A 23,895-nucleotide genomic window follows, 5' to 3' on the forward strand; every position below is an offset into this window, starting at 1 on the left:
GCACCGGCGTCGAGGCGGTCATCCGGTTCACCTGAGCCGGGCTCGGTGGCGCGGCCGGCCGTGGTGGTCGTGATCGCTGATCCAGCCTCCGTCGACCTGCCGGCCGATCACGTCGAGGTGCGGCCGGACGAGGTCGTCGAACGGCACCGGGGCGATCTCGTGGACGTCGATCCGGGCGACGACGCGACCGGCGAGATCGACCAGGCTCAGCCGCCACGTCGTCGCCTCCCCCTGCTCGCTGGGGTCGTGGAGCACCACGATCCGGCTGCGCCCGCGCTCCTCGACGCTCAGGTCGGCGAAGCGGTCCCCCTCGGGCTCCTCCGGCGCGGGCGCGGTCGTCACGTGCGGCTCGTCCCACCGCAGCGGGCCCGCGCACACCCCGGGTTCACGATGCACCCACCGGCAGGGTCGTCTCGATCGGCAGCACGTCCGTGAGCCCGAGGAGCGTCAGCACGTGCGCGACGGGCGACGGCACCCGGCGGAGCGTGCACCGGGTGCCGGACTCCTGGCAGGCACGCCGGCACTGGAGGAGGAAGGTGACGCCCGAGGAGTCCAGGAACGTGACCTCGCCGAGGTCCACCACCACGGGCCGATCGGCCGCAGCGATCCAGTGCAACGCCTGGCGGGCCTGTTCTCGCAGCGCGAGGCCGATCTCGCCACGCAGGTGCAGCACGGCGACGTCGCCGTCGCGCTCGGTCGTGATCTCGTGCGTCTTCATGATCGCGCCGCCTCCGGCGTGGGGTCGCCGGCACCGGTCGGCGCCGTCGTGCACGGCAAGGTCGATCTGAGATCGGTGCGACGACGCCCCGCACTGCCACCACTGTCGCACGGATCGCGAGATCCGCGCGGGCCCGGCCGCGCCGGACCGGCCAGCCGGGTCAGAACACCGGCTTGCCCCCGGTGACCCCGAGCACCGTGCCCGAGACGTACGAGGCGGTGGTGGACGAGGCGAGGAAGACGAAGGCGTGCGCGACCTCCGCCGGCTGCCCGGGGCGGCCGAGCGGGGTGTCCAGGCCGAACTTCTCCACCTTCTCCGGCGGCTGGGTCGCGGGCTGCAACGGCGTCCAGATCGGCCCCGGCGCCACCGCGTTCACCCGGATCCCGCGCTCCCCCAGCTCCGAGGCCAGGTTCACGGTGATGTTGTTGATCGCGGCCTTGGTCGAGGCGTAGTCCACCAGCGACTCCGAGGGCTGGTAGGCCTGGATCGAGGAGCAGTTCACGATCGCGGAGCCCTCGCCCAGGTGCGTCAGCGCCTCCTGCGTCACCCAGACCAGCGCGTAGAGGTTGGTCTTCATCACGCGATCCAGGTCGTCGGTGCGCACGTCCTCGAAGGACTCCCGCCGGGCCATCTGGTAGCCGGCGTTGTTCACCAGGAGGTCCAGCCCGCCCAACCCCTCCACGGCGGTGCTCACCGCCCCGCGCGCGGCGTCCTCGCTGCGCAGGTCGGCCGGCACCAGCACGCAGGTCCGGCCGGCCTCGCGCACCCAGCGGGCCGTCTCCTGGGCGTCCACGTCCTCCTCGGGCAGGTAGCCGATCGCCACGTCGGCGCCCTCCCGGGCGTAGGCGATGGCGACCGCCCGGCCGATCCCGGAGTCACCGCCGGTGATGAACGCCCGGCGACCGGTCAGCCTGCCGGAGCCGACGTACGAGGTCTCCCCGTGGTCGGGGGCGGGATCCATCGGGCCGGTCAGACCGGGCGGGTCCTGCTGCTGCCGCGGCAGCGACGTGTCGTTCATGTCGACTCCCTCCGAGAGTTGCGGTTCTCCACGCTAGGCAGACCGGACCGGGTGCCGCATCTGCACCGGATGCGGGTGCCGGGGCCGCGGAGCACGATCGAGGGATCAGGAGCCGCCGGCGAAGGAGGACGCCATGCCGAAGCGAGACCCGGGTCCGAGCGTGAAGGACCCCGAGCTGTACGAGGAGCTTCGCGACGAGGGCAACAGCAAGGAGAAGTCCGCGCGCATCGCGAACGCCGCCGCGGCGCGCGGCCGCTCCGCGGTGGGCCGCAAGGGCGGCACGTCCGGCTCCTACGAGGACTGGACCGTCGCCGACCTGCGCAAGCGTGCCGCCGAGATCGGGATCGAGGGTAGGTCCTCGATGAACAAGAGCGATCTCGTGCAGGCGCTGCGCTCGCACTGAGGGGATCAGGGCCGGGGCCGTCTCACCGCCGCCCGAGCCGACGGGCCAGTACGTTCACCGCGAACGTCGCCAGCAGGGAGGCGGGACCCGCCGCCCAGACCAGGAAGACGGCGGAGCAGAGCGCGCCGGCGCGGTCGTGCTCACGGGGCGCGCACCTCGGCCGCCGCCATCTGCCGCTCGAAGAACTCCAGGGCGTGCGGCAGCGCGACCATCGCGGCGGCCCAGGTGTGCCCGACCCCGGGCTCGACCCGCAGCTCGACGGGCTGACCCCGCGCCTCCAGCGCCGCGGCCAGCTCCGTGGCGGACCGCACCACCTCGGGGTCGCCCTCGTCGCCGCCGCGGTCGAGGAACACCGCCGTGGGCGTGGTGAGCGCGATCGTCCGGACGTAGTCGGCGGGCTGTGCGCGGCGATCTCCTGCGGGGTGGACAGCTCGGTCTCCGCGCCGGCGCCGGGGCGGTCGTACGGCATGATCGCCAGGATCGTGCCGATGTCCTCCGAGTGGCGCAGGCCCTGGTCGAGGGCGCAGTACGCCCCCGAGGACATGCCGCCGACCGCCTGGTACGTGCGGTCGGTCGCGATCGGGTAGCGCTGCTCGACCCAGGGCACGATCGCCCTCGCCCCGCGCGGTGGCGGTCGCCCGGGTGAGCAGCCGGGTGCTCCAGGCGCTCGCGATCTGGCAGCTGGTCGGTCTGGCGCTGCTGCCGTTCGCGCCGCACGCCGTGCACACGGTCGCGGGCTGGCTCGCGGTCCTCAACGTCCCGAGCCATCCCGGGTTCTTCGCGGCGGTGCTGGTCGGGGTGATCGCCTCCGGCATGCTGCGTCGGCTGCGCGCCGCGATGTGGTTCGTCGTGCTGGTCTGGCAGGTGCCGACGGCGGTGCTCGGGGGCGTGCTGCTGGTCCTGGGCGGCACCGGCGTGCTGTCGGTCGAGGACGCCGGCCTGCGCCGCTCCGACCTCGCCTCCCTGGCGGTGTCGGTCGTGGTCGCGGTGGTGGCGACCGTACTGCTGGTGGGATCTCGGCGCGCCTTCCCGGCCCGGTTGCGCCGACGCGCCTGGCGCAGCGCGGTGCTGGTGACGCTCGCCGGCGTCGCCCTCGGCGCGCTGCTGGCGATCGTGCTGCTGCGGGTGCAGCCCTCGCACGGCGCCTCGATCGGCGAGCAGGTCCGGTGGAGCGTGGCGCACGCGATCGGCGTCCACACCCCGGCGCTGCACGGCGAGGCGCACGGGCCGCTCTGGATCGGCGCCCTCGCCAGCCTGGTGTCCGCCACCGGTCTGCTGCTCGGGCTGGCGGTCTTCCTGCGCTCGACCTCCGACGACCGGGCGCGGCACGCCGAGGACGACCTGACCGTGCGGCGGCTGCTGCTCACCTCCGGCGAGGGCGACTCGCTCGGCTACTTCGCCACCCGGGCCGACCGGTCGACCGTGCTGTCCGCCGACGGTCGGGCCGCGGTGTCCTACCGGGTCGTGTCCGGGGTGAGCCTGGCGGCCGGCGAGCCGCTGGGCGCGCCGGAGGCCTGGCCGGACGCGATCGACCGCTGGCTGGCGCACACCCGGGAGCACGGGTGGGTCCCCGCGGTCACCTCGACCACCGAGGCCGGTGCGCGCGCCTACCAGGACGCGGGGCTGCACCCGGTGCCGATGGGCGACGAGGCGGTCGTGGTCCCCCGGCGGTTCGACCTGGCGGCACCGGCCATGCGCGCGGTGCGGCGCAGCGTCGAGCGGGGCCGGTCGGCGGGGTACCAGGTGAAGGTCCGTCGTCAGTCCGCGATCCCCGAGCCGGAGCTCGCCGCGCTGGTGCCCGACGCCGACCGGTGGCGGCACGGCGAGGAGCGGGGCTACTCGATGGCGCTGGAGCGCATCGGCTCCCCGGTGGACCCGCGGCTGGTCGTTGTCAGCGCCCACGACGCCGAGGGGCGGTGCCAGGGGCTGCTCTCCTTCGCGCCGTGGGGTCGGCGCGGGCTGTCGCTGGACGTCATGCGGCGATCCCCCGACGCGATCACCGGGGTCACCGAGATCATGGTGCACGGCCTGGTCGGTGCCGCCGGCGACCTGGGCGTCGACCGGATCTCGATGAACTTCGCGATGTTCCGGGGGACCTTCGAGCTCGGCGAGCGTGTCGGTGCCACCCCGGTGCAGCGGTTCAACCGGCGGGTGCTGCTGCTGGCCTCCCGGTTCTGGCAGCTGGAGCAGCTGTACCGCTCGAACGAGAAGTACCAGCCGGACTGGGTGCCGCGGCTGCTCTGCTACGAGGCCGGCAGCCAGCTCACCCGCGTGATCCTCGCGCTCGGTCAGGCGGAGGGCTTCGTGCCCCGGGGGCCGGCCTGGCTCGGCGGCACGGAGGCGGCCGCGGGTGCCGCGTCGCTGCAGGACCCGGCGCACGTGGCCGCGGTGCGGGACCAGGAGTCCGAGGCGCTGGCCGTGACCGCCCCGGACCGGCACCTCACCGAGCAGCAGCGGGCCCGGCACGCCAAGCTGCGGATCCTGCGCGAGGCCGGCACCGAGCCCTACCCGGTCGCGGTGCCCCGCACGGTCACGGTGGCGCGGGCCGCCGAGGTGCTCGCCGCCGGTCCGGGCGCCGCCGACGTCCCGGAGATCTCGGCCGTCGGGCGGGTGACCCGGCTGCGTGACCTGGGCGGCGTCGTGTTCGCCGTGCTGCGCGAGGGCACCGCCGAGGTGCAGGTGCTGCTCTCCGCCGACCGCACGGCGAACCTCGACCTGTGGCGCCGCGCCGTCGACCTCGGCGACCAGGTGTCGGTCACCGGGTCGCCGGTCACCAGCCGCAGCGGCGAGCCCTCGCTGGCGGTCACCGCCTGGACGATGGCCGCCAAGGCGCTCACCCCGCCGCCGGACAAGCACCGCGGCCTCGCCGACCCCGAGGCCCGCGTGCGGCTGCGGCACATGGACCTGGCCCTGGACGACCACGCCCAGCACCTGCTGCGCGCGCGGTCCACCGCCGTGTGGTCGCTGCGCTCCTCCCTGGTGGCCGCCGGGTTCCTGGAGGTCGAGACCCCGATCCTGCAACGCATCCACGGCGGCGCGAACGCCCGCCCGTTCCGCACCCACATCAACGCCTACGACCTGGACCTGTACCTGCGGATCGCCCCCGAGCTGTTCCTCAAGCGGCTGATGGTCGGCGGCGCGGGCCGCGTGTTCGAGCTGGGCCGGAACTTCCGCAACGAGGGCGTCGACGCGACCCACAACCCGGAGTTCACCTCGCTGGAGGCCTACGCCGCCCACGGTGACTACCTGACCATGCGCGACCTGACCCGGGAGCTGATCGTGGCCGCCGCCGTCGCGGTGCACGGCGAACCCGTCGCCCACCGGCCCGACGGCACGGTGGTCCGCCTCGACGGCCCGTGGCCGACGGTGACCGTGCACGACGCCGTGTCCCGGGCGCTGGACGCCGACGTCACCCCCGACCTGCCGCTGGCCGACCTGCGTGCGCTGTGCGACGCCCACGACGTCGCCTGGGACCCTGACGAGACGCACGGCGCGCTGGTGAACGAGCTCTACGACCGGTTCGTCGAGGGGCAGACCGTCGAGCCCACGTTCTACCTGGACTTCCCGGTGGAGACCTCCCCGCTCACCCGCGCGCACCGCCGCGACCCCCGCCTGGCCGAGCGCTGGGACCTGGTCCCCTTCGGGGCGGAGCTCGGCACGGCGTACTCCGAGCTGGTGGACCCGGTGGAGCAGCGCCGGCGGCTGACCGAGCAGTCCCTCCTCGCGGCGGCCGGCGACCCCGAGGCCATGGAGATCGACGAGGAGTTCCTCAGCGCACTGGAGTTCGCGATGCCGCCCACCGGCGGTGTCGGCATCGGCGTGGACCGGGTGGTGATGATGCTGGTCGGCGGGTCGATCCGGGACACCCTGACGTTCCCGTTCGTGCGCCCCTCCGGGCGGGGCGCCCGATGACCCTCGCCCTGGTCGCCGCGGTCGTGGCCGCGCTCGGGTACGGCGCCTCCACGATCATGCAGGCCGTCGCGACCCGACGCGCGCACGGGCTGTCCGCCCTGCGTCAGCCCCTGGTGATCGGTGCGCTGGTGATCGACGGCCTGGCATGGTTGCTGTCCCTGCTCGCGCTGGACCGGCTGCCGCTGTTCGTGGTGCAGGCCGTGCTCGCGTCCTCGGTGGTCGTGGTGGTGCTGCTGTCCCGGGCGGTGCTCGGGAGCGTCGTGCGACCCGTCGACCTCGCCGCGGTCGCCGTGGTCGTGCTGGCGCTGGGCGTGCTCGCCGGTGGGTCCGGCGAGCAGCCGGCCACGGCACCGCCGACCGGGTTCGTCACCGCGATGCTGATCACGTCCGGCGCGCTGGTGCTCGCGACCGTCGCCGCCTACCGGTCCGCACCCGCCTGGCTGCTGGCCCTGCTCGGCGGCCTGGGCTACTCCGGCACCGCCGTCGCCGCCCGGGGGGCGCACGCCGCCGAGGGGCTGGTCGGCACGGTGGTGCAGCCGCTCACCCTCGCGATCGTCGCCTGCGGCGCGGTCGGGGTGCTCGCCTACCTGCGAGCCCTGGAGCGCGGGGCGGCCGGTCCGCTCGCCGCGATCCTCTCGGTGACCGAGGTGGTGGTCCCCGGGGCCGTCGGCGTGGTGGTGCTCGGCGACGTGGTGCGCGCCGGGTGGGCGGCACCGGTCGGGCTCGCGCTGGTCGCCGCCGTGGTCGCCTGCGCCGTGCTGGCGACCAGCCCGGCGAGCGCCACCGCGGAGGCGGCCGGCTGAGGCCGACGGTCGTCGCCTCATCCCGGGCGGATGACGCCGCCCGGGCGGTCGCGCCGCGAGCATGGGTCGGTCCCCGTGATCAGGAGGCGCCGTGCCAGCGTCTGGTCGCCCGTGCGGTCGAGATCAGCACCGACGGCGCCCTGCCCGGCACCGGCACCCTGCTCGCCGGCCTGCCCGGCCATGTCCCCGACGGCACCGAGGTGGTGATCGAGGCGGAGTACGGCGTGCGGGTGGACGTGGGGGTGGTCGGCGACTGACCGGCGCGTCGCGGGTCGGTCGTCCGCGGGGGACCCGTCCGGCCGGACCGGTGCTACTGTTTGACACATGTCCAACAGTGCGGCGAGCAAGCGGCTGACCCCGGACGAGCGCCGTGAGCAGATCCTCGAGGTCGCCGCCGCCCACCTCGCCCGGAACGGCCACGACGGCGGGTCGGTCAGCGCGGTCGCGGCCGAGGCCGGCGTCACGCGGGCGCTGGTCTACCACTACTTTCCGGGCAAGGACGCCCTGCTCGACGCCGTGCTGCGTCGGGAGTCGCAGGCGTTGCTCGACGCGACGGCCCCCGACCCCGCGCGCACGGCCCGGCAGAACGTCGAGCGCGCCGTCGGCGCCTACCTCGACCACTTCGCGGCAGCCGGCGGGCTGCGCGAGCTCTACACCCCGCGCCCGACGTCGCCCGCCGTCGTCGCGGAGCTGACCGCCGGGAACCACCGGTCGCAGGTGGCGCGGGTGCGCGAGGTGCTCGCGCTGCCCGACTCGGCCCGCACACGGGTGGCGGTCGGCGCCTGGCTCGCGTTCGTCGAGCAGATCGCCCGGAGCGCCGCGACCGAGGCCGATCTGTCCCGCCGCGAGGCGATCGACCTGTGCACCGAGGCGCTCAGCGCCGCGACGGGCCGCCCGCTCCCCTGACCGGGCACCCGCCCGGACCCACCCGCACACCTGGAGGAGAACGTCATGAAGATCGTCGTCCTGGGCGCCACCGGCCACATCGGCTCGCGCTTCCTGCCCGAGGCCGTCGACGCCGGGCACGAGGTGGTCGCCGTCGCCCGCCGACCCGAGGCCGTCGAGCGACGCCCCGGCGTCAGCGTCGTGCGCGGCGAGGCCACCGACACCGCCGCGCTGACGGCGGCCGCGACCGGTGCCGACGCGCTCCTGGTGTCGATCACGGGGTCCACCAGGGACGCGACGTTCATGCAGCGCACGCTGCCACCGGTGATCGAGGCCGCCCGGCAGGCCGAGGTCGGGCGGGTGGTGCTGGTCTCCGCCTTCGGTGCCGGCGACACCGCGGCGAAGGCCTCCTGGTTCATGCGGCTCGCCTACCGGACCGTCCTGGGCAGGTTCTTCGCCGACAAGGCCGCCGCCGACGCGCTCCTGGCGGGCTCCGGCCTGGACTGGACGATCGTGTACCCGGTCAACCTCACGGACGCGAGGTCGCTCGGCGCGGCGACGATCGAGGACCTCGACGAGGTCGGGTCGGTCCCTGGCATGCCCGCGCTCCCGTTCTCCGACGCCGCCCGCGCGATCCTGCGGGTGGTCACCGACCCGGCCACCGTCGGGCGCCGGCTCCTGGTGAGCACGCCGACGGGATGGCGACCCGCACGGCGGCCCTGACGTCAGCCCGCGCGCCGGGTCAGTTGAGGATCTCGCCCCGCTCGTCGGCCGCGAGCACCGCCAGCCGCTCCCGCCAGCTCGCCAGCGCCTCCGGGGTCAGCCGGGGCCAGTCGGTGACCTCGCGGACCACCCGGAGCGGCGCGGTGCTGCGGTAGGACCGGGTGGGGTTGCCGGGGAACTTCTTGTCGGTCACGTTCGGGTCGTTCTCCCACGCGCCGGTGGGCTCGACCAGGTAGACCCGGGGCTCGGCATCGCCCGCGGCCAGCTCGGCTGCCAGGCCGGCGCCGCCGACCAGAGCGGTGAAGTACACGTGGTTCATCACGATCTCGGGGCGGTAGTTCGACCGGAAGCCCGCGGTCAGCAGGTCCCCCGCCCGCAGGTCGGCCTTGGTGCCGTGGAAGAACGGTCCGTCGTCCAGCGCGTCGCTCACGTCGCCCAGGGTAGGCGCGTGTCGCGCCCCGGGCTCGGCGGCCCGCGCCGGGTCGCCGCGTAGGACCGCGGCCCGCCTCTCGCGCCGCTCCGCGCCCGATCTGTCCGGTTTCGGCCCGCTCGATACCGGCAATTCGGACGCGTTCTCCCGGGTGCCGTGCGGTTTCCTCACTTCTGTCCAGGGCGGGGTCCCGGAGCGGCCTACCGTCGCGGGACGTGCGGCTCGTCCGGGGCCGCCCGCGGCGAGGAGGTGCCGGGTGTCGGTGAGCATGACCGAGGAGACGGTCACGGAGGCGAGAACCGTCCTGGACGGTGTCGGCGAGGCGGTCGGGCTGGACCTGCGGTGGTGGGTGCCGGACTGCGGGGACCGGGCGTGCACCACCGCGGTCGAGGACTGGGTGGAGCACCTCGCGGCCACGTCCCTGGCGACCGCTCAGGGCGCCCAGGGTCTGGGCCTGGACGTCGCCCGCATCGCGGGAACGCTCGCCGAGGCGGACACGGCGCTGGCGGGCCGGATCCCGCAGCAACGCTCCGGATCGGCCCGGCCCGCATGAGCCAGTGGGACGAGCGGCATCCCGGGCGGATCGACCGCGACGGGGTGCAGGGCCTGGTCTACCGGTGCGCGGAGCACCTGGTTGGCGTGGCCGAGCAAGCGGACCGGGTCGACCGGCTGGTCGCGACCACCAGCGAGGGCTGGACCGGACAGGCCGCCGACGCCTGGCGGGAGAGCGCCGCCGGGCTCGCCACCCGGATCCGCGACCTGGACCCCGCCCTGCGCGCCGGTGCGCAGGCCCTGGACGACTACGCGATGACCGTCGCCTCGATCGCCACCCGTGCGCAGGTCGTGAGCGAGGACCTCGACGCCGCTCGTCTCGGCGCCGCGCGCGCCCGGACCGACCTGGATCGGCTGCGCACCGGCTCCGATCCCGACGACGGCGATCTGCGGTACGCCCGGTACGCCCTGCGCGCCCGTGAGGACGAGCAGGACCACGCCGCGCACCTGCTGACCCGCCTCGCCGAGGAGCGCCGGTGCGCCGACCAGATGCTCACCGCACGGCTGCGCGCCGCCCTGCCCGCGACCTGGACCGACTCCGGCGGGCTCGCCGGCACCCTCGACCCCGGGGTGTTCCGCGGCGAGGCGACCGACCTGTCCGCGATCGGCCTGTGGGCTCTCGCCCTGGAGGCCGGCCCCCGGGGCGACGCCGCGCTGCGCTGGCTCGCCGGGCAGCTCACGGGGGCCGACCTCGACGCGCTGCTCGCGCGCTGCCCCGACCTGGCCACCCGCCTGGCGCGCGAGGACCGCGCCGCCCTGGCCCGCTCCCACCCCGACCTCGCCACCGCGCTCGCCGTCGGTGAGCCCGACGCCCGGATCGCAGCCATCGCGGCCGCGTTCGCGACCATGACCCCCGCGCAGGCGACCCGGGCCGCGCGGACGTTCCCGGGCCTGGTCGGCAACCTCGACGGGGCACCGCTGGCGGTGCGCGCGGCCGCGAACCGGGTCGTGATCCGCGCGGCGATCCCGGACGCGCAGCGACGGATCGCGGACCTCGACGTCCGGATCGTTGAGCTCGAAGCCCTCCGCGCGGCCGGGTCGCGGCGGTGGGACGACGAGCTGCTCCGGTGCCGGCTCGAACGCCAGGTACTGGTCGACCGCATCCCCTGGTGCGAGGGGCTGCTCGCCGAACCGGTCGGAGAGATCAACTTCAAGGGGGAGCATCCACCGGCCTGGCACCAGGTGGTGCTCTTCGACCCCGACGCCGGACGCTTCGGCGAGGTGATCGGCCCACTCGACGCGGACAACCTGGCCGTCCTGGTCGGTGGCACCGGCACCAACCTCGGGACCATGGACGACCAGGCCCAGCGCGCCTGGGATCTCGTCGCCACCGACGCCGAGAAGCTTGCGGTGATCACCTACCTCGGCGGGCCGATGCCGCAGGACCCGGTCGTCAACTCCCCGCTGCGCACCTACGCCGACGCCATAGGCCCGCACCTGGCCGGATTCGCCAACGGGATCCGCGCCACGATCAGCGTGCCGCTGACCGTGGCTGGGCACTCCTACGGCGGACTCGTCGTCGGCCAGGCCGAAGCCAACGGCATGGTCGTCGACCGTGTCATCTACGTCGAGGCCTCCGGGTCCGGTGTCCGCGACGCCCACGAGTACGCCGCCCCCGACACCCCCCGCTACTCCATGACCGCACCCGGCGACTTCATCGAACCCGTCCAGGCCAGCGGCGCCCACGGCTCCGACCCTGACGAGATCACCGGCACCATCCGCCTGGAGACCGGACGCTTCCATCCGACCGGCCCCGAGGACGGGCCGGAACGCCTGGTCAGCGGCTGGTCCTCGCACAGCGAGGTCTTCGACCCCCGGACCGACGCGTTCGGCAACATCCACGCGGTGATGACTGGCGGCCAGATCACGCTGTGGACCGCGCCGACCGACCGGTGGGTGCAGCACACCGCTCAGCTGCCGACCCGCGAACGCCACTACCCGATGGACGACCCCACTTTCGTCCCCCCGACCCAGGACGTGCCATGACACGCATCCTCGCTGCCGCCCTCACCCTGACGCTACTGCTCGCCGGCTGCGCACGCGGGCCCAGCCAGGCCGAACGGGTCGCCGCCGCCCAGGAGGCCTGGGACGCCACCCGGGTCTACGCCCGCGACGCCGACCAGCGCATCCAGGACCTCGTGATCGCGACCCACCCCGAGCTCACCTTCACCAACGGCGAGATGGAACCCGAGCACGGCGGCTGGCACTCGTGCAGCGACGCGCCCTACAACGACCACTGGGACAGCCCCGAGCGTTCCATGTGGGCCTTCAACCTCGGCTACGACGTCGCACCCCGCCAGCCCACGGTCGATTTGCTCGAACCCCTCCTGCAGTCCTACGTCGACGAGGGTTGGGCCATCTGGCGCGACCGTCGCCACCTCGAGCCCTCCGTGGTCGACGTGACCCAGCACGGCTTCATCCTGCGCCTCCAGGGCACCTCGCAGGAGCACCTCGACACCGTCAAGGAGTCCTCCCCCGCCACCGTCCGGGTCCGGGTCTGGTCCTACTGCCTCCTCTCCCCGGCAAACCTCACCGAGTGGGACCCGCAGCACCCCGACGACTTCTCCTTCGCCACGCAGCAACCCCCGGAGCCTGCCGGATGAGCCTGCGCCGACCCCCGCAGGCGGCCACCTCCGCCCTCGCATCTGTGCTGCTGCTCGCTGGGTGCGCCACCGGCCCCGGCCAGGCCGAACGCATCGCCGACGCCCGCGCGACCTGGGAGGTCGTCACCACCTCCGCCCGCGACGCCGACCGTCGCGTCCACGACCTGTTGATCGCGGCCCACCCCGAGCTCACCTTCACCGGCGGCGAGATGGGGCCCGATCAGGGTGGCTGGCACTCGTGCCACGCGGAGCCGTACAACGACCACTGGGACGGCCCCTCCGAGGTCTTCTGGGCCTTTACCGTCGACTACTCCGTCGAGCCCCGCCGATCCACCGTCGACCTGATCGAACCGCTCATGCAGTCCTACCTCACCGAGGGCTGGAGCATCTGGCGCGACCGCCGCGAGCAGAGCTCCACACTGGTCGACCTGACCAGGGACGGCTACACCCTGCGCATCCAAGGCGCGTCCCAGGAATACCTCGACACGATCACGAGCGGCTACCCCGCCTACCTCCGCGTCGAGATCATGTCCCCCTGCGCCCCGGCGCCCGCCCACCTCACCGAGTGGGATCAGCACGACCCCGACGACTTCTCCTTCGCCACGCAGGAACCCCCGGACCCCGCCGGATGAACCCGCGCCGACCCCCATGCGCCACCGCCCTCGCTGCCGTGCTGCTGCTGGCCGGCTGCGCCACCGGCCCTAGCCAGGCCGAACGCGTCACCGCAGTCCGTCAGACCTGGGACACCAGCCTCGCCCTCGCCCACGACGCCGAGACCCGCGTCCAGGATCTGCTGATCGCGACCCACCCCGACCTCACGTTCACCGCCGCCGAGATCAACTCCCACAACGGCAATTGGCGCCCGTGCGACGACAGTCCCTACACCGACCACTGGGACGGCCCCGACGAGTCCTTCTGGCTCTACACCGTCGGCTACCAGGTCGAGCCCCGCCAGCCCACGGTCGATCTGCTCGAACCCCTCGTGCAGTCCTACCTCGCCGAGGGCTGGAGCGTCTGGCGCGACCACCGCGACCGCCAGCCGACCATCGTCGACGTGACCAAGGACGGCTACATGCTGCGCATCCAGGGCGTCTCGCAGGAGTACCTCGACACCGTCGACTACTACGCCTACCTCCAGATCAAGATTCATGTCCCCCTGCACCCCGGCCCCCGACAACTTCACCGAGTGGGATCACGACGACCCCGACGACTTCTCCTTCGCCACCCAGGCACCCCCGGAGCCCGCCGGATGAGCCCGCGCTGAGGCCCGCGCGCGCCGCCCTCAGCCGAGCAGCCGGGCCTTGGCGGCGGCGAACTCCTGGTCGTCCAGCACCCCCGAGGCGTGCAGGCCGCCCAGCCGTTCGAGTTGGTCGAGCAGGTCGGTCCCCGCGCCGCCGGGCGCACCTGTCGCGGGAGAAGGAGCCGCCGGCGCCGCGTACTGCGCCGCCGCCCGCTGCGCGGCGGCCTGCACGCGGGCCTCCTCCTCGGCGGCGGCACGCTGCTGCTCCTGCCAGCCCTGCTCAGCGCGGGCGGCCTGGCGGCGCTGCACGGCCCCGGCGGTGGCCTGGGCGGTGCCGGCGATGACGGCGGTGCGGGCGGCGGTCCCGATCAGTCCGGGGCGGCCGAAGCGGCGTCCGAGCGGCATGTCTGCTCCTGCGGGTTCGGTTCGGGTTCGGTTCGAGTTCAGTCGACGGCGAGGGCGAGGTCGGCGACCTCGTTCACCACGTGGGCGGGGACCTGCTCGCGCGCGAGCACCACCCCGCCGGTGGCGGCGGTCCGGGCGACGACGTCCCGGGCCCAGGTGTGCTCGATGACGAGCACGACGGCGCAGGTGCCGGGGCGATCGAGCCGGCGACCTCGTGCAGGTCGTCCTCCCCCGCCAGCCCGGCGCCGGACAGCTCGACGCGGGTCAGCCGGACGTCCGGCCCCAGCTCGTCCACCTCGAGCAGCACGACGGTGCCGTCCTGGTCGCGACGAACGACCGCGAGGTCGAGCAGGGTCACCACCCCGTCGGCCAGCACCTCCAGCACGGCCTCCTGCACGGTGTCGGGCACCCGGTCGCCCGGGAAGCCGAGCGCGACGATCTCCACCGGTCCATAGGTCGACGTCGCCATGAGCCCTCCTCCGCCGTGGTGCTGCCGGACCTCCACGATGGCGCGGTCCGGGCCGCTCGGCCTCGCCCGTCGCGGATGAGACGCGCCGCCCGGCGCCCGCTCCCGCGCCCGACCCGGCGCCCAGCCGGCCCGGCGCTCACTCGGCGCGGGTGACGCGGAACCGCCCGATCTCGGGTGGTCTGGTCCCGGAGCGCGGGGCGCGCACCGACGGACCCGGGCCCCGTGCGCACGCCGTCGACCGAGGAGCGCGCCGTGGCCCGCATCCGGCTCTACCCGACCCTGGCGGGGTACCGCCGCGCCTGGTTCGGCACCGACGCCCTCGCCGGGCTGACCGTCTGGGCGGTGCTCGTCCCGGAGTCGTTGGCCTACGCGACGATCGCAGCGGTGCCCCCGGTGGTCGGCCTGTACGCGGCGGTGCCCTCGCTGCTGCTGTACGCCGCCGCCGGCAGCTCCCGGCACCTGATCGTCGGGCCGATGTCGGCGACGGCGGCGCTGTCCGCGGGGGTCGTCGCGACCCTGCACCCGGGCGACGACGCGGCGTTCTGGGCGCTGACGACGGCGACCGCGTTGGTGACAGGGGTGCTCTGCCTGCTCGCGGGGGTGCTGCGCGCCGGGTTCCTGGCGGCGTTCATCTCCGAACCGGTGCTCAAGGGATTCGTCGTGGGGCTGGCGCTGGTGATCATCGTCGGCCAGGTGCCCGCGCTGCTCGGGCTGCCGAAGGGCGAGGGCAGCTTCGTGACCAAGACGGTGGACCTGATCGGGGACCTGCCCGACACCGATCCGACGACGGCGGTGCTCGGCGGGCGTGCCTGGCGGTGCTCCTGCTGCTGCGCCGGTTCGCCGAGCGGGTGCCCGGCGCGCTGGTCCTGGTGGTCGTCGGGATCGTCGCGTCGCTGGCGCTGGGCCTGGCGGACGGCGGGGTGGCGGTGGTGGGGCCGATCGACGCCGGGCTGCCGACGCTGGGGCTGCCGGACGTCGACCTGGCCGGCTACGGGGACCTGGTCGGCCCGGCGGCGGGGGTGATGCTGGTCGGCTTCGCGGAGGCGCTGGGCGCGGCGAAGGCCTACGCGGCGCGGGCCGGGTACGACGTCGACCCGAACCGCGAGCTGATCGGCATGGGGCTGGCGAACGTCGGGGCCGGGCTGGCCTCCGGCATGGTGGTCAACGGCAGCCTGTCGAAGACGGCGGTGAACGGCGGGGCGGGTGCGCGCAGCCAGCTGTCCGGGATGACCGCGGCGGCGCTGACCCTGGCGACCCTGCTGTTCCTCGCACCGGTGTTCGAGTCCCTGCCGGAGGCGACGCTGGCCGCGGTGGTGATCGCCGCGGTGGTCGAGCTGGTGGACGTCCGGGCGCTGCGCCGACTGTGATCGCTCGCCGACGCCGCGGGCCGCCGGATCTACGGCAACGCCGCGCGGTACGACGCCTACGCCGCGCTGGCTGCGCTGGTGGGCGTGCTGGTGCTCGACACCCTGCCCGGGCTGCTGATCGGCGTGGTGATCTCGGTGCTGCTGCTGATCGCCCGAGCATCCCGCCCGCACGTCGCGATCCTGGTCACCGACCGGAACGGGACCTGGGTGGACGCCGAACGGCGCACGGAGCGGGGCAAGACGCCGGGCGGCTCGGTGCCGGGGGTCCTGGTCGTGCGGGTGGAGGCGGGCTTGTTCTTCGCCAACGCCGACACCGTCCGGGCCGACGTGCGCCGGCTGGCGGCGGCGCAGCACGCCGACCTGGTGGTGCTGGACGCCCGCACGACGCCCTTCGTCGACAGCGCGGCCGCCGGGATGCTCGTGCTGCTGCGGCGCGAGCTCGAGCGCACCGGCGCGCGGCTGGTGGTCGCCGAGGACGTGGGCCAGTCGCAGGGCCCACGGGTCCGCGCCCCGGGATGCCAGGATGTGCCCGTGACCTCCCGCACCGCGCTCCTCGTCATCGACCTCCAGGTCGGCGTGCTCCCCGGCTGCCTCGACGCCGAGGGGGTCGTCGCCCGCACCGCGGCCCTCGTGGAGCGGGCGCGCGCCGAAGAGGTGCCGGTGGTCTGGGTGCAGGACCACGGCTACTTCACGGTCGGCTCGGACGAGTGGGCGCTCCAGCCGCCGCTCCGGCGCCGGGAGGACGAGGCCCTGGTCGGCAAGCGGTACCGCGACTCCTTCGCCGAGACCGACCTCGCCGCCGTGCTGGACGCCCTGGGTGCCACCCGGCTCGTGGTCGCGGGCGCGCAGAGCGACTACTGCATCCGCACGACGACGCAGGCCGCTGCCGCCCGCGGGCTCGACGTGACGCTGGTCAGCGACGCGCACACCACCACCGACGCGCACGAGGGCGACGTCACGATCGCCGCGGAGCAGATCGTCGCGCACACGACGATGTACTTCCGCGGGCTGCGCTACCCCGGGCAGCAGATCGGCGTCGCGACCCACGACGAGGTCGTGCTCACCGCCTGAGGTCAGGCGGGCACCATCGCCGACCGCACCTGCGCGACCAGCTCGGCGGGGACCTCGGCGAGCCCGTGGTCGGCGCGGGCGTGCTGACCGACCTGCGCCAGGATCTCGTCCTCGGTCCCGGTGAACGCCCGGGTGCAGCCCGGGACGACGTCGCCGCAGCGGAATGCCTTCATGTCGATGCCCTCTTCCGTCGTTCCGACCCGACCGGGCCGACCTGGTCCCATCGGCACCGTACGAGTAGTTGATGAGTCAACCAGCGGGTGAGACCGCGTCGGACATCGCCAGCACCAGCGCGTCGATCGCGAGCGTGCCGACCACCGCACCGGTCGCATCGGTGCACACCAGCGGGTCCCAGCGGTGCGCGTCGTCGCGGACCATGGCGCGGCGCACCACGTCGACCACGCTCGCGCTGGGCGCCACGGTCATGGCGGGGACCCAGCGCCCAGCGGCGTCGACCACCTCGGTGACCAGCCCGTTCTCCGCGAGCAGCACGTCGCACACGGCACGGTCCCGACCCGCGCGGGCGGGACGGACCAGGCTGACCACCGCGTCGGCGAAGGACGCGCGGGACGTCGCGGCGCGGATCAGCGCGGCGACCTCGGCGGGCAGCGCCTCCAGCATCCGGGGCTGCGGGCGACCCAGCGCCCAGCCCTGCGCCAGCGGCACGCCGAGACCGATCACGGTGTCCAGCTCGGCCCGCGTCTCGATCCCCTCGGCCAGCACCCAGCCGTCCATCCGCCCGACCAGGTCGCCGAACACCTGGACCAGCGTGCGCTTGACCGGGTCCGCGTCGATCCCGCTGACCAGGGCACGGTCGAGCTTGACCATGTCCGGCCGCAGCTCCAGCAGCAGCTCCAGACCGGCGTAGCCCGTCCCGGCGTCGTCCATCGCGACCAGGGCACCGGCGGCGCGGACGGCGTCGAGCACCGCACCCGCGCGCCCCGCCCCGTCGAGCCGCGTGCGCTCGGTCAGCTCCAGCACCACCCGGCTCAGCTCCTCGTGCCGCAGCAGCGCCTCGGCGACCAGGTCCTCGGCCAGCAGGTGCGGGTCCACGTTCACGGTGAGGAAGGTGTTCGGCGGCAGATCGGCCCGCGCCGCGACCGCCCGCTCCAGCACGCGCGCCTGGAGCCGGGGGTTCAGCCCCCAGTGGTGGGCGGCGGCGAACCAGCGGTCCGGGGTGGTGCGCCACGGCCCGTCGAACCGGGACAGCAGCTCGTAGCCGGCGATCGACCCGCCGCTCAGCTCGACGATCGGCTGCGCGTGCAGCACGTGCCGCGACGGGTCCTCCAGGATCGCGTGCAGCGCCTCGCGCCAGCGCGCGTCGTCGACCGGCGGTGCGGCCTGCTCGGTGTCGATCGCGACTCTCCCCTGCGCGGCGCGGCGCGGACCCGGACGGACCCGCGTCGTCCCATCGTCGGACACGCCCCGGTGCTGAGGCGAACGGAGCCGCGACCGCGTGCCCGCCGCGTGCCCCGGTGCTTCGATGGGCTCGACCCGCACCGACCCCGCACGGCCCCGGAGGCGACGATGCCGCAGTACCTGCTGGTGAAGCACTACCACGGCGGACCGGCGCAGCACGTGCCGGTCCCGCCGATGGACCGCTGGGAGCCGCAGGACGTGGCCGCGCACATGGCGTTCCTCGGTCACGTGAGCGACGTGCTCGAGGCGAGCGGCGAGCACGTCGAGGCCTCGGCGCTCACGCCGGAGAGCACCTGGGTCCGGTTCGACGGCCCGGACGCGCCGCCGGTCGCGATCCCGAGCCCCGACGAGGGGGACCTGGTGGCCGGGTGGTACCGGATCGACGTGGCGTCCTACGAGCGCGCGGTGGAGATCGCCGCCTTCGTCTCCTCCGAGCCGGGGCCGGGCGGCGCTCCGATGCACGAGTGGATCGAGATCCGCGAGGTCATGGCCGACTGACGACCGCTCAGGCGGGCTGCCAGAGCTCGATCCGGTTGCCCTCCGGGTCCGTCACCCAGCCGAACCGGCCCACGCCGTCCATCTCCTGAGTCTCCTCGTCGACCGCTCCCCCAGCGGCGCGCACCTGCGTGAGCATGGCGTCCAGGTCGCGCACCCGGAAGTTGAGCATGGTGCGCTGATCGGGCGCACCGAGGTAGTCGGTGCCCGCCTCGAAGGTCGCGAACACCGTCGGCCCGGGGGCGGGTGCCCACAGGCCGTGCTCGTCGGCGTCCAGGCCGAGCACCTCGCGGTACCAGGCGCCGAGCGCCACCGGGTCGGCGGCCCGCAGGAAGTAGCCGCCGATGCCCTGCACGCGTTCCATCCGGCCAGTGTGCCGCGCGGGGCGGATCGGCGCGCGGGCGTCGTGCGCGGGCGGCCGGTCAGCCGGCCGGCGGACCGGGCGGCGGGGCGATCATGGTGTCCGCGCAGCCCTCGCCGGAGGTGAGGTAGGTGATGTCGGTCGGCGCCGGGGTCTGCAGCGGCTGGTCGTCGCTGCCCGCGGTGCCGACGTGCTCCCCGTCGACGTACACCTCCACCTCGCCGAGCGGCACCCGCATCGCCGCACCCCCGAGGACGGGGACGGACGCCGTGCCCACCACCTCGCCGTGCTGGCGGAGCTCGATCTCGACCCGCGTGCGGTCCGGGTGGGCGGCGTCCCGCCCCTGGCAGAACCCCACGGCCTGCGACGGCGGCTCCGGGTCGTCCCCGCACGCCGCGAGCGCCGGCACGAGCAGCACCAGCGCGCCGACGACCGCCGCGCGACGGTGCCGGACCGGTCGGGTGGATCGTGCGGACCGTGCTGCGGAGCGCCCCATGGCGGACAGCGTAGGAGCAGGCCACCGCCGCGCGGGCGGCTTCTGCCCGGCAGATCGCCCCGCCGGCACCCCGGACCGCGCTGCCACCAAAGTCGCACCCGGGCGCGGCCGACGGGCCGACGCCGGTCCCGGCACCGCGCCGACAGGCTCGTCCCGACGCCGGCGGACCGTGCCGGCCTGACGAGACGAGACCCACCGTGCCCATCCCCGCCGCACGCGCCGCCGCGACCGCCGCCGCCACCGCGCTCACCCTGGCCCTCGCCCTGTCGGCCTGCGCGACCCACCCGGCCTCGGCGCCGTCCAGCCCGCCCGCCGGGGCGTTCCAGCTCGACGACGTGGCCGAGGGGCTGCACTTCGCGGGCACCGCCGACGTCTGCGTGGTCCCGGACGAGGGCTCCGTGATCACCTCGATCACCGGTGAGGGCGGCCGGCTGGACGTCGAGGCGGCGGCCGGCGGCGGTTCGATCGGGCTGGTCGGCGACGCGGTGTTCACCGGGACGATCGACCAGGTGCAGGTCGGCGACGCGGGCGACGTGGTGATCCGGGGGACGGACGCCAGCCCGCTCGCCGAGGGCTACGGCTCGACGTTCACGATCACCGGCCGCTGCCCCGCCGCCTGATCTTCCCGGCCTGCCCCCGGCCGCTCCCCTGCACCACCACCAGCGGCTCCTCCACCGCGGCGATCCCGGAGTTGCGCGCGGCCGAGACCCCGCCGTTCACCCGGTGCAGCACCGAGCAGCGCTCGGTCCCGGCGATCCGGTCCAGCACGGTCAGCGACCGGGGATCGGTGGAGCCGTCGTCCACGACCACCACCCGGGCCGGCGGCCGGCTCTGCGCGAGGGCGGAGGCGACGGCCTCGGCGACCAGATCCCCCTGGTCGTGGGCGGTGACGACGACGCTGACGGCGGCCATGCCCGCCAGGCTAGGGCCTGCGCGGCGGTCGCACGCTCAGCGCGTCGTGGCGAAGGCCACCACGGCGAGCAGCACCAGGAACGGCAGCGCGGAGGTCAGGATCGAGCCGACGGACACCGGCCTGCGGCGCGGGCCGTCCCGGAAGGTCGGCGCGAGCGGGTCGCCGTTGATCCCGGGGCGTCCGCCGGGTCGCTCGTCGTGGGGCGTCGGGCGGTCGTCCTCGGTCATGGGGCCCCCTCGATCGCCGTGTCGTCCTCCGGCACCCAGCGAAGCACGTCGCCGGGCTGGCAGTCGAGCACCCGGCAGATCGCGTCCAGCGTGGAGAACCGCACCGCGCGCGCCCGGCCGTTCTTCAGCACGGCGACGTTGGCGGTGCTGATCCCGATCGCGGCGGCGAAGTCGCCCACGGACATCTTGCGCCGGGCGAGCATCACGTCGAGGTCGACCACCACCGGCATCAGATCACCTCGGCGAGCTCGGTGCGGTACGAGGTCGCCGTGGTGAGCAGGCCGCGCATCACGACCATCAGCAGCACGAGCGCGACGCCCAGCGCCGACCCGGCGGCGAGCACCAGGCCGATCCCCGGACCGCCGAGCCGGACCACCAGGCCCAGGTGCAGCATCACCCCGATCGTGAGCAGGGTGGCCGCCGCGCCGCAGCCGATGATCACGTCCACCGGGCGCAGCGCGTCGCGGGTGAAGATCGTGCCGCCCTCGACCAGGACGAGCAGCCGCCACACCGCCACCAGCGCGACCTGCACGCAGACCACCGCGAGGATCGCCAGCACCGCGTAGGGCACGGCGAGGTGCGTGACCTCCTCGTACTCGTCGCCGATCTCGCGGGCGACGCCGGGCAGCAGCGCCTGCACCAGCAGCGACCCGGTCACGAGCAGGAGGATCACGCCGCGCAGCACCAGGGGGACGATCGATCTCATCGATCGATCATCGAGCGATTTCTCTCGATCGTCAAGAGGCGCCGTGCGAGGGCTCCCCCGTCCCGGTGACCGTGGTGAGCAGGAACGCCGCGTCGCTCAGCGCCTCCACGCCGTGCCGGTCGTGGGTCAGCTCGGCCAGGTGGTGCGCGGGCAGGGTGTCGACGCGCTCGGCGGTGGTGACGGCGACGGTGCCGCGCAGCACCAGGATGCTCGCCGCCGGTGGCGAGTTGTGCTCGGCGAGCACGCTGCCCTTGGTGAGCGCGATGATGCTCTGCCGCAGCGGGCCGTCGTGCACCAGCACCTGCGCGCTGCGCCCGTGCTCGTCCTGGTGCGCGCGGTCGATCTGGTCCTGCGCGAGCTGCTGCACGTCCATCGGTCGTCCTCCCGGCGTCGTCGGCGGTCCGGTGCCCAACCTACCCAGACGGTGGTCGCCCGGCGCTCCGACCGGGTCATATGATGGATCCATCAATTCATCACGCCATCAGGAGATCGTCGTGCCCGCCGAGCAGCCGCTCAACGAGATCAAGGCCAACCTGTTCAAGGGCCTCGCCCACCCGGTCCGGATCCGCGTCCTGGAGATCCTGGCCGCCGCCGACGAGGTGCCCGTGCAGGACCTGATCGCCGGCACCGGCCTGGAGGCCTCCCACCTGTCGCAGCACCTGTCCGTGCTGCGCCGCTACCTGCTCGTCGAGTCCACCCGCACCGGCAGCCAGGTCCGCTACCGCCTGGCGTCCCCGCTGGTCGCCGATCTGCTGCGGGTCGCTCGCGAGCTGCTCGCCGAGAACCTGCGCACCACCGAGCGCCACCTCAGCACCCTGGACGACGCCCCGCCGCCCCCGCGCCCCGGGTCCCACGACACCGACCGCGCGGCCGACGCGGTGCGGCGGTGAGCGCCGGGGCGCACCTGCGCGCGCTGCTGCCCTCCCGCCGCGACTACGCCGACCTGCCGCGCACCTGGCGCGCCGACCTGCTCGCCGGGGTCACCGTCGGCATCGTCGCGCTGCCGCTCGCCCTCGCCTTCGGCGTCTCCTCCGGCGCCGGCGCCGAGGCCGGGCTGGTCACCGCCGTGGTCGCCGGCATCGTCGCGGCGGTGTTCGGCGGCTCGCCGGTGCAGGTCTCCGGGCCGACCGGCGCGATGGTCGTCGTGCTCGCCCCCATCGTCGCCGAGCGCGGCGTCGGGGCGCTCGGCGCGGTCTGCCTGATCTCCGGGGCGCTCGTGGTGCTCGCCGGGGTCCTGCGCCTCGGGCGGGCGGTCGGCGCGATCCCGTGGCCGGTGATCGAGGGGTTCACCCTCGGGATCGCCGTGATCATCTTCCTCCAGCAGGTGCCCGCGGCCGTCGGCGTCGGCACCGGCGGGCACGACGCCAACGCCGCCGTCGCCGCCGTGCAGTCCGTCGCCGAGGCCGATCCCGCGCACGCCCTGCTCGCCCTCGCGCTGGTGGCCGCCGTCGCCGCGATCATGCTGCTCGCCCCGCGCCTGCACCCCGCCGTCCCCGGCTCGATCGTGGCGATCGTGCTGGTCACCCTGGCCTCCGTGCTGCTCGACCTGCCGGTGGCGACGATCGGCGCCCTGCCCGCCGGTCTCCCGCTGCCCGGGCTGCCCGACCTCGACCCGTCGCTGCTGTCCTCGCTGCTCGTGCCCTCGGCCACCGTCGCCGCCCTCGCCGCGATCGAGTCGCTGCTGTCCGCGCGGGTCGCCGCCGGGCAGGTCGGCGTGCTCGAGTCCGAGGCCGCGCGGGACGTCGGGCCGGCACGGACGACCCGCACCGAGGCCACCCGCTACGACGCCGACCGCGAGCTCGTCGGCCAGGGCCTCGCCTCGATCGCCGCCGGGCTGTTCGGTGGCATGCCCGCCACCGGCGCCATCGCCCGCACCGCCGTCAACGTCCGCTCCGGCGGCCGAACCCGCGCTTCCGCCGTCGTGCACGCCCTGCTGCTGCTCCTGGTGGTCGGCGTCGCCGGGCCGGTGGTCTCCCGGATCCCGCTGGCCGCCCTCGCCGGGGTGCTGGTGGTCACCGCCGTCCGCATGGTGCAGGTACGGACCGTGCGCGCCGTGCTCGGCTCCTCCCGCTCCGCCGCCCTGGTGTTCGTCGTGACCGCCGTGGTGACCGTCGCGGTCGACCTGGTCTACGCCGTCGGGATCGGGATCGCGGTGGCCGCCGTCACCGCCCTGCGCACCCTGGCCCGCTCGGCCGGCGTGCACCGCGAGGAGATCGCCGGACCCGCCCGGCCCGGCGACGAGCGGATCGCGGTGATCCGGGTGGACGGCGCGCTGTTCTTCGCCGTCGCCGAGCGCGTGCTGGAACGGGTCGGCGCGATCGAGGGCGTCAGCGTGGTCGTGCTCCGGCTGTCGCAGGTGCAGCTGCTCGACTCCACCGGCGCGCAGGTGCTCGCCGAGCTGGTCGCGGGGCTGGAGCGCCGCGGGGTGACCGTGCTGGTCAAGGGGATCCAGGACCGGCACCTCACCCTGGCTCGTCGGGTCGGCGTGATCGACGCCCTGCGCGACGAGCGGCACCTGTTCGACGACCTCGACGCGGCCGTCGAGCACGCCCGCAGCCACGTGGCGCGCGAGCGGGCCGGGACCGGCCCGTCGGCAGGGACAGCCACGCTCGCCGATGTGCCCGAGCGGAGCCGGCCGTGACCGGGCGCAGCGACGCACCGGCGATCCCGGCTGCGGAC

General features: G+C 74.8%; 31 protein-coding genes and 3 pseudogenes. 17 read left to right on the top strand and 17 right to left on the bottom strand.

All coding sequences use genetic code 11. The annotated features are described in order from the left end of the window. Window positions 1–27 precede the first annotated feature (27 nt). The 3 genes from ACZ5HG_RS09840 to ACZ5HG_RS09850 all read right to left on the bottom strand — a co-directional run bounded on the left by ACZ5HG_RS09840 (window position 28) and on the right by ACZ5HG_RS09850 (window position 1,736). The gene (locus tag ACZ5HG_RS09840; RefSeq protein ID WP_464175658.1) at window positions 28–342 is read right to left on the bottom strand and encodes a hypothetical protein; all 315 of its coding nucleotides are present in this window, start codon (window positions 340–342) and stop codon (window positions 28–30) included. A gap of 43 nt (window positions 343–385) precedes the next feature. Further along, complete coding sequence (locus ACZ5HG_RS09845; RefSeq protein ID WP_464175660.1) at window positions 386–718, bottom strand: STAS domain-containing protein; 333 nt, start codon at window positions 716–718, stop codon at window positions 386–388. A 160-nt stretch (window positions 719–878) separates the two neighbouring features. Next, window positions 879–1,736, bottom strand: a complete 858-nt coding sequence (locus ACZ5HG_RS09850) for an SDR family oxidoreductase (protein WP_464175662.1) — start codon at window positions 1,734–1,736, stop codon at window positions 879–881. Window positions 1,737–1,869: 133 nt separating this feature from the next. Here ACZ5HG_RS09850 and ACZ5HG_RS09855 point away from each other — a divergent pair, with 133 nt between their 5' ends. Next, window positions 1,870–2,139: a Rho termination factor N-terminal domain-containing protein gene (locus ACZ5HG_RS09855; protein ID WP_464175664.1), complete on the top strand. Its 270-nt coding sequence runs from the start codon at window positions 1,870–1,872 to the stop codon at window positions 2,137–2,139. A gap of 140 nt (window positions 2,140–2,279) precedes the next feature. Here the strand turns inward: ACZ5HG_RS09855 and ACZ5HG_RS09860 are convergent, their stop codons facing one another. Then, window positions 2,280–2,492, bottom strand: a complete 213-nt coding sequence (locus ACZ5HG_RS09860; RefSeq protein WP_464175666.1) for a hypothetical protein — start codon at window positions 2,490–2,492, stop codon at window positions 2,280–2,282. A 259-nt stretch (window positions 2,493–2,751) separates the two neighbouring features. Here ACZ5HG_RS09860 and lysX point away from each other — a divergent pair. The 4 genes and pseudogenes from lysX to ACZ5HG_RS09880 all read left to right on the top strand — a co-directional run. Next, window positions 2,752–6,051: pseudogene (gene lysX / locus ACZ5HG_RS09865) on the top strand (bifunctional lysylphosphatidylglycerol synthetase/lysine--tRNA ligase LysX); the annotation flags it as partial. Next, window positions 6,048–6,854, top strand: coding sequence for a hypothetical protein (locus tag ACZ5HG_RS09870; protein WP_464175668.1), 807 nt, complete (start codon window positions 6,048–6,050; stop codon window positions 6,852–6,854). The pseudogene lysX and the gene ACZ5HG_RS09870, both read left to right, overlap by 4 nt. A 324-nt stretch (window positions 6,855–7,178) precedes the next feature. Further along, window positions 7,179–7,760 carry a TetR/AcrR family transcriptional regulator gene (locus tag ACZ5HG_RS09875; RefSeq protein WP_464175670.1) on the top strand — a complete coding sequence of 194 codons (582 nt, stop codon included), beginning with the start codon at window positions 7,179–7,181 and terminating at the stop codon, window positions 7,758–7,760. A 45-nt stretch (window positions 7,761–7,805) separates the two neighbouring features. Beyond that, window positions 7,806–8,462: an NAD(P)-dependent oxidoreductase gene (locus tag ACZ5HG_RS09880; protein ID WP_464175672.1), complete on the top strand. Its 657-nt coding sequence runs from the start codon at window positions 7,806–7,808 to the stop codon at window positions 8,460–8,462. Between the two features lie 19 nt (window positions 8,463–8,481). Here ACZ5HG_RS09880 and arr read toward each other — a convergent pair whose 3' ends face one another. After that, window positions 8,482–8,892, bottom strand: coding sequence for an NAD(+)--rifampin ADP-ribosyltransferase (gene arr / locus ACZ5HG_RS09885; protein ID WP_464175674.1), 411 nt, complete (start codon window positions 8,890–8,892; stop codon window positions 8,482–8,484). Window positions 8,893–9,160: 268 nt separating this feature from the next. On the opposite strand from arr, the gene ACZ5HG_RS09890 reads away from it, so the two are divergent. The 5 genes from ACZ5HG_RS09890 to ACZ5HG_RS09910 are packed head-to-tail and all read left to right on the top strand — an operon-like array spanning window position 9,161 to window position 13,311. Beyond that, complete coding sequence (locus ACZ5HG_RS09890; protein WP_464175676.1) at window positions 9,161–9,445, top strand: hypothetical protein; 285 nt, start codon at window positions 9,161–9,163, stop codon at window positions 9,443–9,445. Beyond that, window positions 9,442–11,430 (top strand): alpha/beta hydrolase, encoded by a 1,989-nt coding sequence (locus tag ACZ5HG_RS09895; RefSeq protein ID WP_464175678.1) that lies wholly within the window; start codon window positions 9,442–9,444, stop codon window positions 11,428–11,430. The genes ACZ5HG_RS09890 and ACZ5HG_RS09895 overlap by 4 nt, the downstream gene beginning before the upstream one ends. After that, window positions 11,427–12,047 (top strand): hypothetical protein, encoded by a 621-nt coding sequence (locus ACZ5HG_RS09900; protein ID WP_464175680.1) that lies wholly within the window; start codon window positions 11,427–11,429, stop codon window positions 12,045–12,047. The genes ACZ5HG_RS09895 and ACZ5HG_RS09900 overlap by 4 nt, the downstream gene beginning before the upstream one ends. Next, window positions 12,044–12,679: a hypothetical protein gene (locus ACZ5HG_RS09905; protein ID WP_464175682.1), complete on the top strand. Its 636-nt coding sequence runs from the start codon at window positions 12,044–12,046 to the stop codon at window positions 12,677–12,679. Before ACZ5HG_RS09900 ends, ACZ5HG_RS09905 begins: the two co-directional genes overlap by 4 nt. A 38-nt stretch (window positions 12,680–12,717) precedes the next feature. Continuing rightward, window positions 12,718–13,311, top strand: a complete 594-nt coding sequence (locus ACZ5HG_RS09910) for a hypothetical protein (protein WP_464175684.1) — start codon at window positions 12,718–12,720, stop codon at window positions 13,309–13,311. An 18-nt stretch (window positions 13,312–13,329) separates the two neighbouring features. On the opposite strand, the gene ACZ5HG_RS09915 is transcribed toward ACZ5HG_RS09910, so the two are convergent. The 3 genes and pseudogenes from ACZ5HG_RS09915 to ACZ5HG_RS09925 all read right to left on the bottom strand — a co-directional run. Next, window positions 13,330–13,692 (bottom strand): SHOCT domain-containing protein, encoded by a 363-nt coding sequence (locus tag ACZ5HG_RS09915; protein ID WP_464175686.1) that lies wholly within the window; start codon window positions 13,690–13,692, stop codon window positions 13,330–13,332. Between the two features lie 38 nt (window positions 13,693–13,730). After that, the gene (locus ACZ5HG_RS09920; protein ID WP_464175688.1) at window positions 13,731–13,868 is read right to left on the bottom strand and encodes a DUF6325 family protein; all 138 of its coding nucleotides are present in this window, start codon (window positions 13,866–13,868) and stop codon (window positions 13,731–13,733) included. Window positions 13,869–13,897: 29 nt separating this feature from the next. After that, window positions 13,898–14,161 (bottom strand): annotated as a pseudogene (locus ACZ5HG_RS09925) (DUF6325 family protein); the annotation flags it as partial. 252 nt (window positions 14,162–14,413) lie between these two features. Between ACZ5HG_RS09925 and ACZ5HG_RS09930 the strand changes: the two are divergent. The 3 genes and pseudogenes from ACZ5HG_RS09930 to ACZ5HG_RS09940 form a co-directional block, all read left to right on the top strand. Beyond that, a pseudogene (locus ACZ5HG_RS09930) lies at window positions 14,414–14,953 on the top strand (SulP family inorganic anion transporter); the annotation flags it as partial. Window positions 14,954–15,009: 56 nt separating this feature from the next. Continuing rightward, entirely contained in the window at window positions 15,010–15,528 is a 519-nt protein-coding gene (locus ACZ5HG_RS09935; protein ID WP_464175690.1) for a SulP family inorganic anion transporter, read from the top strand. Window positions 15,529–15,612: 84 nt separating this feature from the next. Further along, window positions 15,613–16,599 carry an isochorismatase family protein gene (locus ACZ5HG_RS09940; protein WP_464175692.1) on the top strand — a complete coding sequence of 329 codons (987 nt, stop codon included), beginning with the start codon at window positions 15,613–15,615 and terminating at the stop codon, window positions 16,597–16,599. Between the two features lie 2 nt (window positions 16,600–16,601). Here the strand turns inward: ACZ5HG_RS09940 and ACZ5HG_RS09945 are convergent, their stop codons facing one another. Next, window positions 16,602–16,772: a DUF1059 domain-containing protein gene (locus ACZ5HG_RS09945; protein WP_464175694.1), complete on the bottom strand. Its 171-nt coding sequence runs from the start codon at window positions 16,770–16,772 to the stop codon at window positions 16,602–16,604. Between the two features lie 76 nt (window positions 16,773–16,848). Beyond that, complete coding sequence (locus ACZ5HG_RS09950) at window positions 16,849–18,021, bottom strand: EAL domain-containing protein (protein WP_464175696.1); 1,173 nt, start codon at window positions 18,019–18,021, stop codon at window positions 16,849–16,851. Between the two features lie 105 nt (window positions 18,022–18,126). Between ACZ5HG_RS09950 and ACZ5HG_RS09955 the strand changes: the two genes are divergently transcribed. Beyond that, complete coding sequence (locus ACZ5HG_RS09955) at window positions 18,127–18,516, top strand: YciI family protein (protein ID WP_464175698.1); 390 nt, start codon at window positions 18,127–18,129, stop codon at window positions 18,514–18,516. 7 nt (window positions 18,517–18,523) lie between these two features. Here ACZ5HG_RS09955 and ACZ5HG_RS09960 read toward each other — a convergent pair whose 3' ends face one another. Both ACZ5HG_RS09960 and ACZ5HG_RS09965 read right to left on the bottom strand, forming a co-directional pair. Next, window positions 18,524–18,877, bottom strand: coding sequence for a VOC family protein (locus ACZ5HG_RS09960; protein WP_464175700.1), 354 nt, complete (start codon window positions 18,875–18,877; stop codon window positions 18,524–18,526). A gap of 58 nt (window positions 18,878–18,935) precedes the next feature. Beyond that, complete coding sequence (locus ACZ5HG_RS09965) at window positions 18,936–19,370, bottom strand: hypothetical protein (protein ID WP_464175702.1); 435 nt, start codon at window positions 19,368–19,370, stop codon at window positions 18,936–18,938. A gap of 197 nt (window positions 19,371–19,567) precedes the next feature. On the opposite strand from ACZ5HG_RS09965, the gene ACZ5HG_RS09970 reads away from it, so the two are divergent. Continuing rightward, window positions 19,568–19,990 (top strand): hypothetical protein, encoded by a 423-nt coding sequence (locus tag ACZ5HG_RS09970; protein ID WP_464175704.1) that lies wholly within the window; start codon window positions 19,568–19,570, stop codon window positions 19,988–19,990. On the opposite strand, the gene ACZ5HG_RS09975 is transcribed toward ACZ5HG_RS09970, so the two are convergent. From ACZ5HG_RS09975 to ACZ5HG_RS09995, 5 genes are read right to left on the bottom strand one after another with little or no spacing between them, the layout of a single operon-like run. Then, window positions 19,965–20,282 carry a glycosyltransferase family 2 protein gene (locus tag ACZ5HG_RS09975; protein WP_464175706.1) on the bottom strand — a complete coding sequence of 106 codons (318 nt, stop codon included), beginning with the start codon at window positions 20,280–20,282 and terminating at the stop codon, window positions 19,965–19,967. The two genes, ACZ5HG_RS09970 and ACZ5HG_RS09975, sit on opposite strands and share 26 nt — an antisense overlap. A 36-nt stretch (window positions 20,283–20,318) precedes the next feature. Next, on the bottom strand, window positions 20,319–20,510 hold the full coding sequence (locus ACZ5HG_RS09980) for a hypothetical protein (RefSeq protein WP_464175709.1): 192 nt from the start codon (window positions 20,508–20,510) through the stop codon (window positions 20,319–20,321). Beyond that, entirely contained in the window at window positions 20,507–20,740 is a 234-nt protein-coding gene (locus tag ACZ5HG_RS09985) for a helix-turn-helix domain-containing protein (protein ID WP_464175711.1), read from the bottom strand. Before ACZ5HG_RS09985 ends, ACZ5HG_RS09980 begins: the two co-directional genes overlap by 4 nt. Next, window positions 20,740–21,216, bottom strand: coding sequence for a DUF2975 domain-containing protein (locus ACZ5HG_RS09990; RefSeq protein ID WP_464175713.1), 477 nt, complete (start codon window positions 21,214–21,216; stop codon window positions 20,740–20,742). The genes ACZ5HG_RS09985 and ACZ5HG_RS09990 overlap by 1 nt, the downstream gene beginning before the upstream one ends. 31 nt (window positions 21,217–21,247) lie before the next feature. After that, window positions 21,248–21,589 (bottom strand): cupin domain-containing protein, encoded by a 342-nt coding sequence (locus tag ACZ5HG_RS09995; RefSeq protein ID WP_464175715.1) that lies wholly within the window; start codon window positions 21,587–21,589, stop codon window positions 21,248–21,250. A gap of 115 nt (window positions 21,590–21,704) precedes the next feature. Between ACZ5HG_RS09995 and ACZ5HG_RS10000 the strand changes: the two genes are divergently transcribed. Both ACZ5HG_RS10000 and ACZ5HG_RS10005 read left to right on the top strand, forming a co-directional pair. Next, window positions 21,705–22,106: an ArsR/SmtB family transcription factor gene (locus ACZ5HG_RS10000; protein WP_464182138.1), complete on the top strand. Its 402-nt coding sequence runs from the start codon at window positions 21,705–21,707 to the stop codon at window positions 22,104–22,106. After that, the gene (locus ACZ5HG_RS10005) at window positions 22,103–23,857 is read left to right on the top strand and encodes a SulP family inorganic anion transporter (RefSeq protein ID WP_464175717.1); all 1,755 of its coding nucleotides are present in this window, start codon (window positions 22,103–22,105) and stop codon (window positions 23,855–23,857) included. The genes ACZ5HG_RS10000 and ACZ5HG_RS10005 overlap by 4 nt, the downstream gene beginning before the upstream one ends. Window positions 23,858–23,895 lie beyond the last annotated feature (38 nt).

It is taken from the genome of Cellulomonas sp. GTC20042 (assembly GCF_055389595.1).

Bases quoted from the DNA above. Each gene is read 5' to 3' on its own strand.
- ACZ5HG_RS09845 (WP_464175660.1), bottom strand. From the start codon at position 718: ATGAAGACGCACGAGATCACGACCGAGCGCGACGGCGACGTCGCCGTG.
- ACZ5HG_RS09850 (WP_464175662.1), bottom strand. From the start codon at position 1,736: ATGAACGACACGTCGCTGCCGCGGCAGCAGCAGGACCCGCCCGGTCTG.
- ACZ5HG_RS09855 (WP_464175664.1), top strand. From the start codon at position 1,870: ATGCCGAAGCGAGACCCGGGTCCGAGCGTGAAGGACCCCGAGCTGTAC.
- ACZ5HG_RS09870 (WP_464175668.1), top strand. From the start codon at position 6,048: ATGACCCTCGCCCTGGTCGCCGCGGTCGTGGCCGCGCTCGGGTACGGC.
- ACZ5HG_RS09875 (WP_464175670.1), top strand. From the start codon at position 7,179: ATGTCCAACAGTGCGGCGAGCAAGCGGCTGACCCCGGACGAGCGCCGT.
- ACZ5HG_RS09880 (WP_464175672.1), top strand. From the start codon at position 7,806: ATGAAGATCGTCGTCCTGGGCGCCACCGGCCACATCGGCTCGCGCTTC.
- ACZ5HG_RS09890 (WP_464175676.1), top strand. From the start codon at position 9,161: ATGACCGAGGAGACGGTCACGGAGGCGAGAACCGTCCTGGACGGTGTC.
- ACZ5HG_RS09895 (WP_464175678.1), top strand. From the start codon at position 9,442: ATGAGCCAGTGGGACGAGCGGCATCCCGGGCGGATCGACCGCGACGGG.
- ACZ5HG_RS09900 (WP_464175680.1), top strand. From the start codon at position 11,427: ATGACACGCATCCTCGCTGCCGCCCTCACCCTGACGCTACTGCTCGCC.
- ACZ5HG_RS09905 (WP_464175682.1), top strand. From the start codon at position 12,044: ATGAGCCTGCGCCGACCCCCGCAGGCGGCCACCTCCGCCCTCGCATCT.
- ACZ5HG_RS09915 (WP_464175686.1), bottom strand. From the start codon at position 13,692: ATGCCGCTCGGACGCCGCTTCGGCCGCCCCGGACTGATCGGGACCGCC.
- ACZ5HG_RS09945 (WP_464175694.1), bottom strand. From the start codon at position 16,772: ATGAAGGCATTCCGCTGCGGCGACGTCGTCCCGGGCTGCACCCGGGCG.
- ACZ5HG_RS09955 (WP_464175698.1), top strand. From the start codon at position 18,127: ATGCCGCAGTACCTGCTGGTGAAGCACTACCACGGCGGACCGGCGCAG.
- ACZ5HG_RS09960 (WP_464175700.1), bottom strand. From the start codon at position 18,877: ATGGAACGCGTGCAGGGCATCGGCGGCTACTTCCTGCGGGCCGCCGAC.
- ACZ5HG_RS09965 (WP_464175702.1), bottom strand. From the start codon at position 19,370: ATGGGGCGCTCCGCAGCACGGTCCGCACGATCCACCCGACCGGTCCGG.
- ACZ5HG_RS09975 (WP_464175706.1), bottom strand. From the start codon at position 20,282: ATGGCCGCCGTCAGCGTCGTCGTCACCGCCCACGACCAGGGGGATCTG.
- ACZ5HG_RS09980 (WP_464175709.1), bottom strand. From the start codon at position 20,510: ATGACCGAGGACGACCGCCCGACGCCCCACGACGAGCGACCCGGCGGA.
- ACZ5HG_RS09985 (WP_464175711.1), bottom strand. From the start codon at position 20,740: ATGCCGGTGGTGGTCGACCTCGACGTGATGCTCGCCCGGCGCAAGATG.
- ACZ5HG_RS09990 (WP_464175713.1), bottom strand. From the start codon at position 21,216: ATGAGATCGATCGTCCCCCTGGTGCTGCGCGGCGTGATCCTCCTGCTC.
- ACZ5HG_RS09995 (WP_464175715.1), bottom strand. From the start codon at position 21,589: ATGGACGTGCAGCAGCTCGCGCAGGACCAGATCGACCGCGCGCACCAG.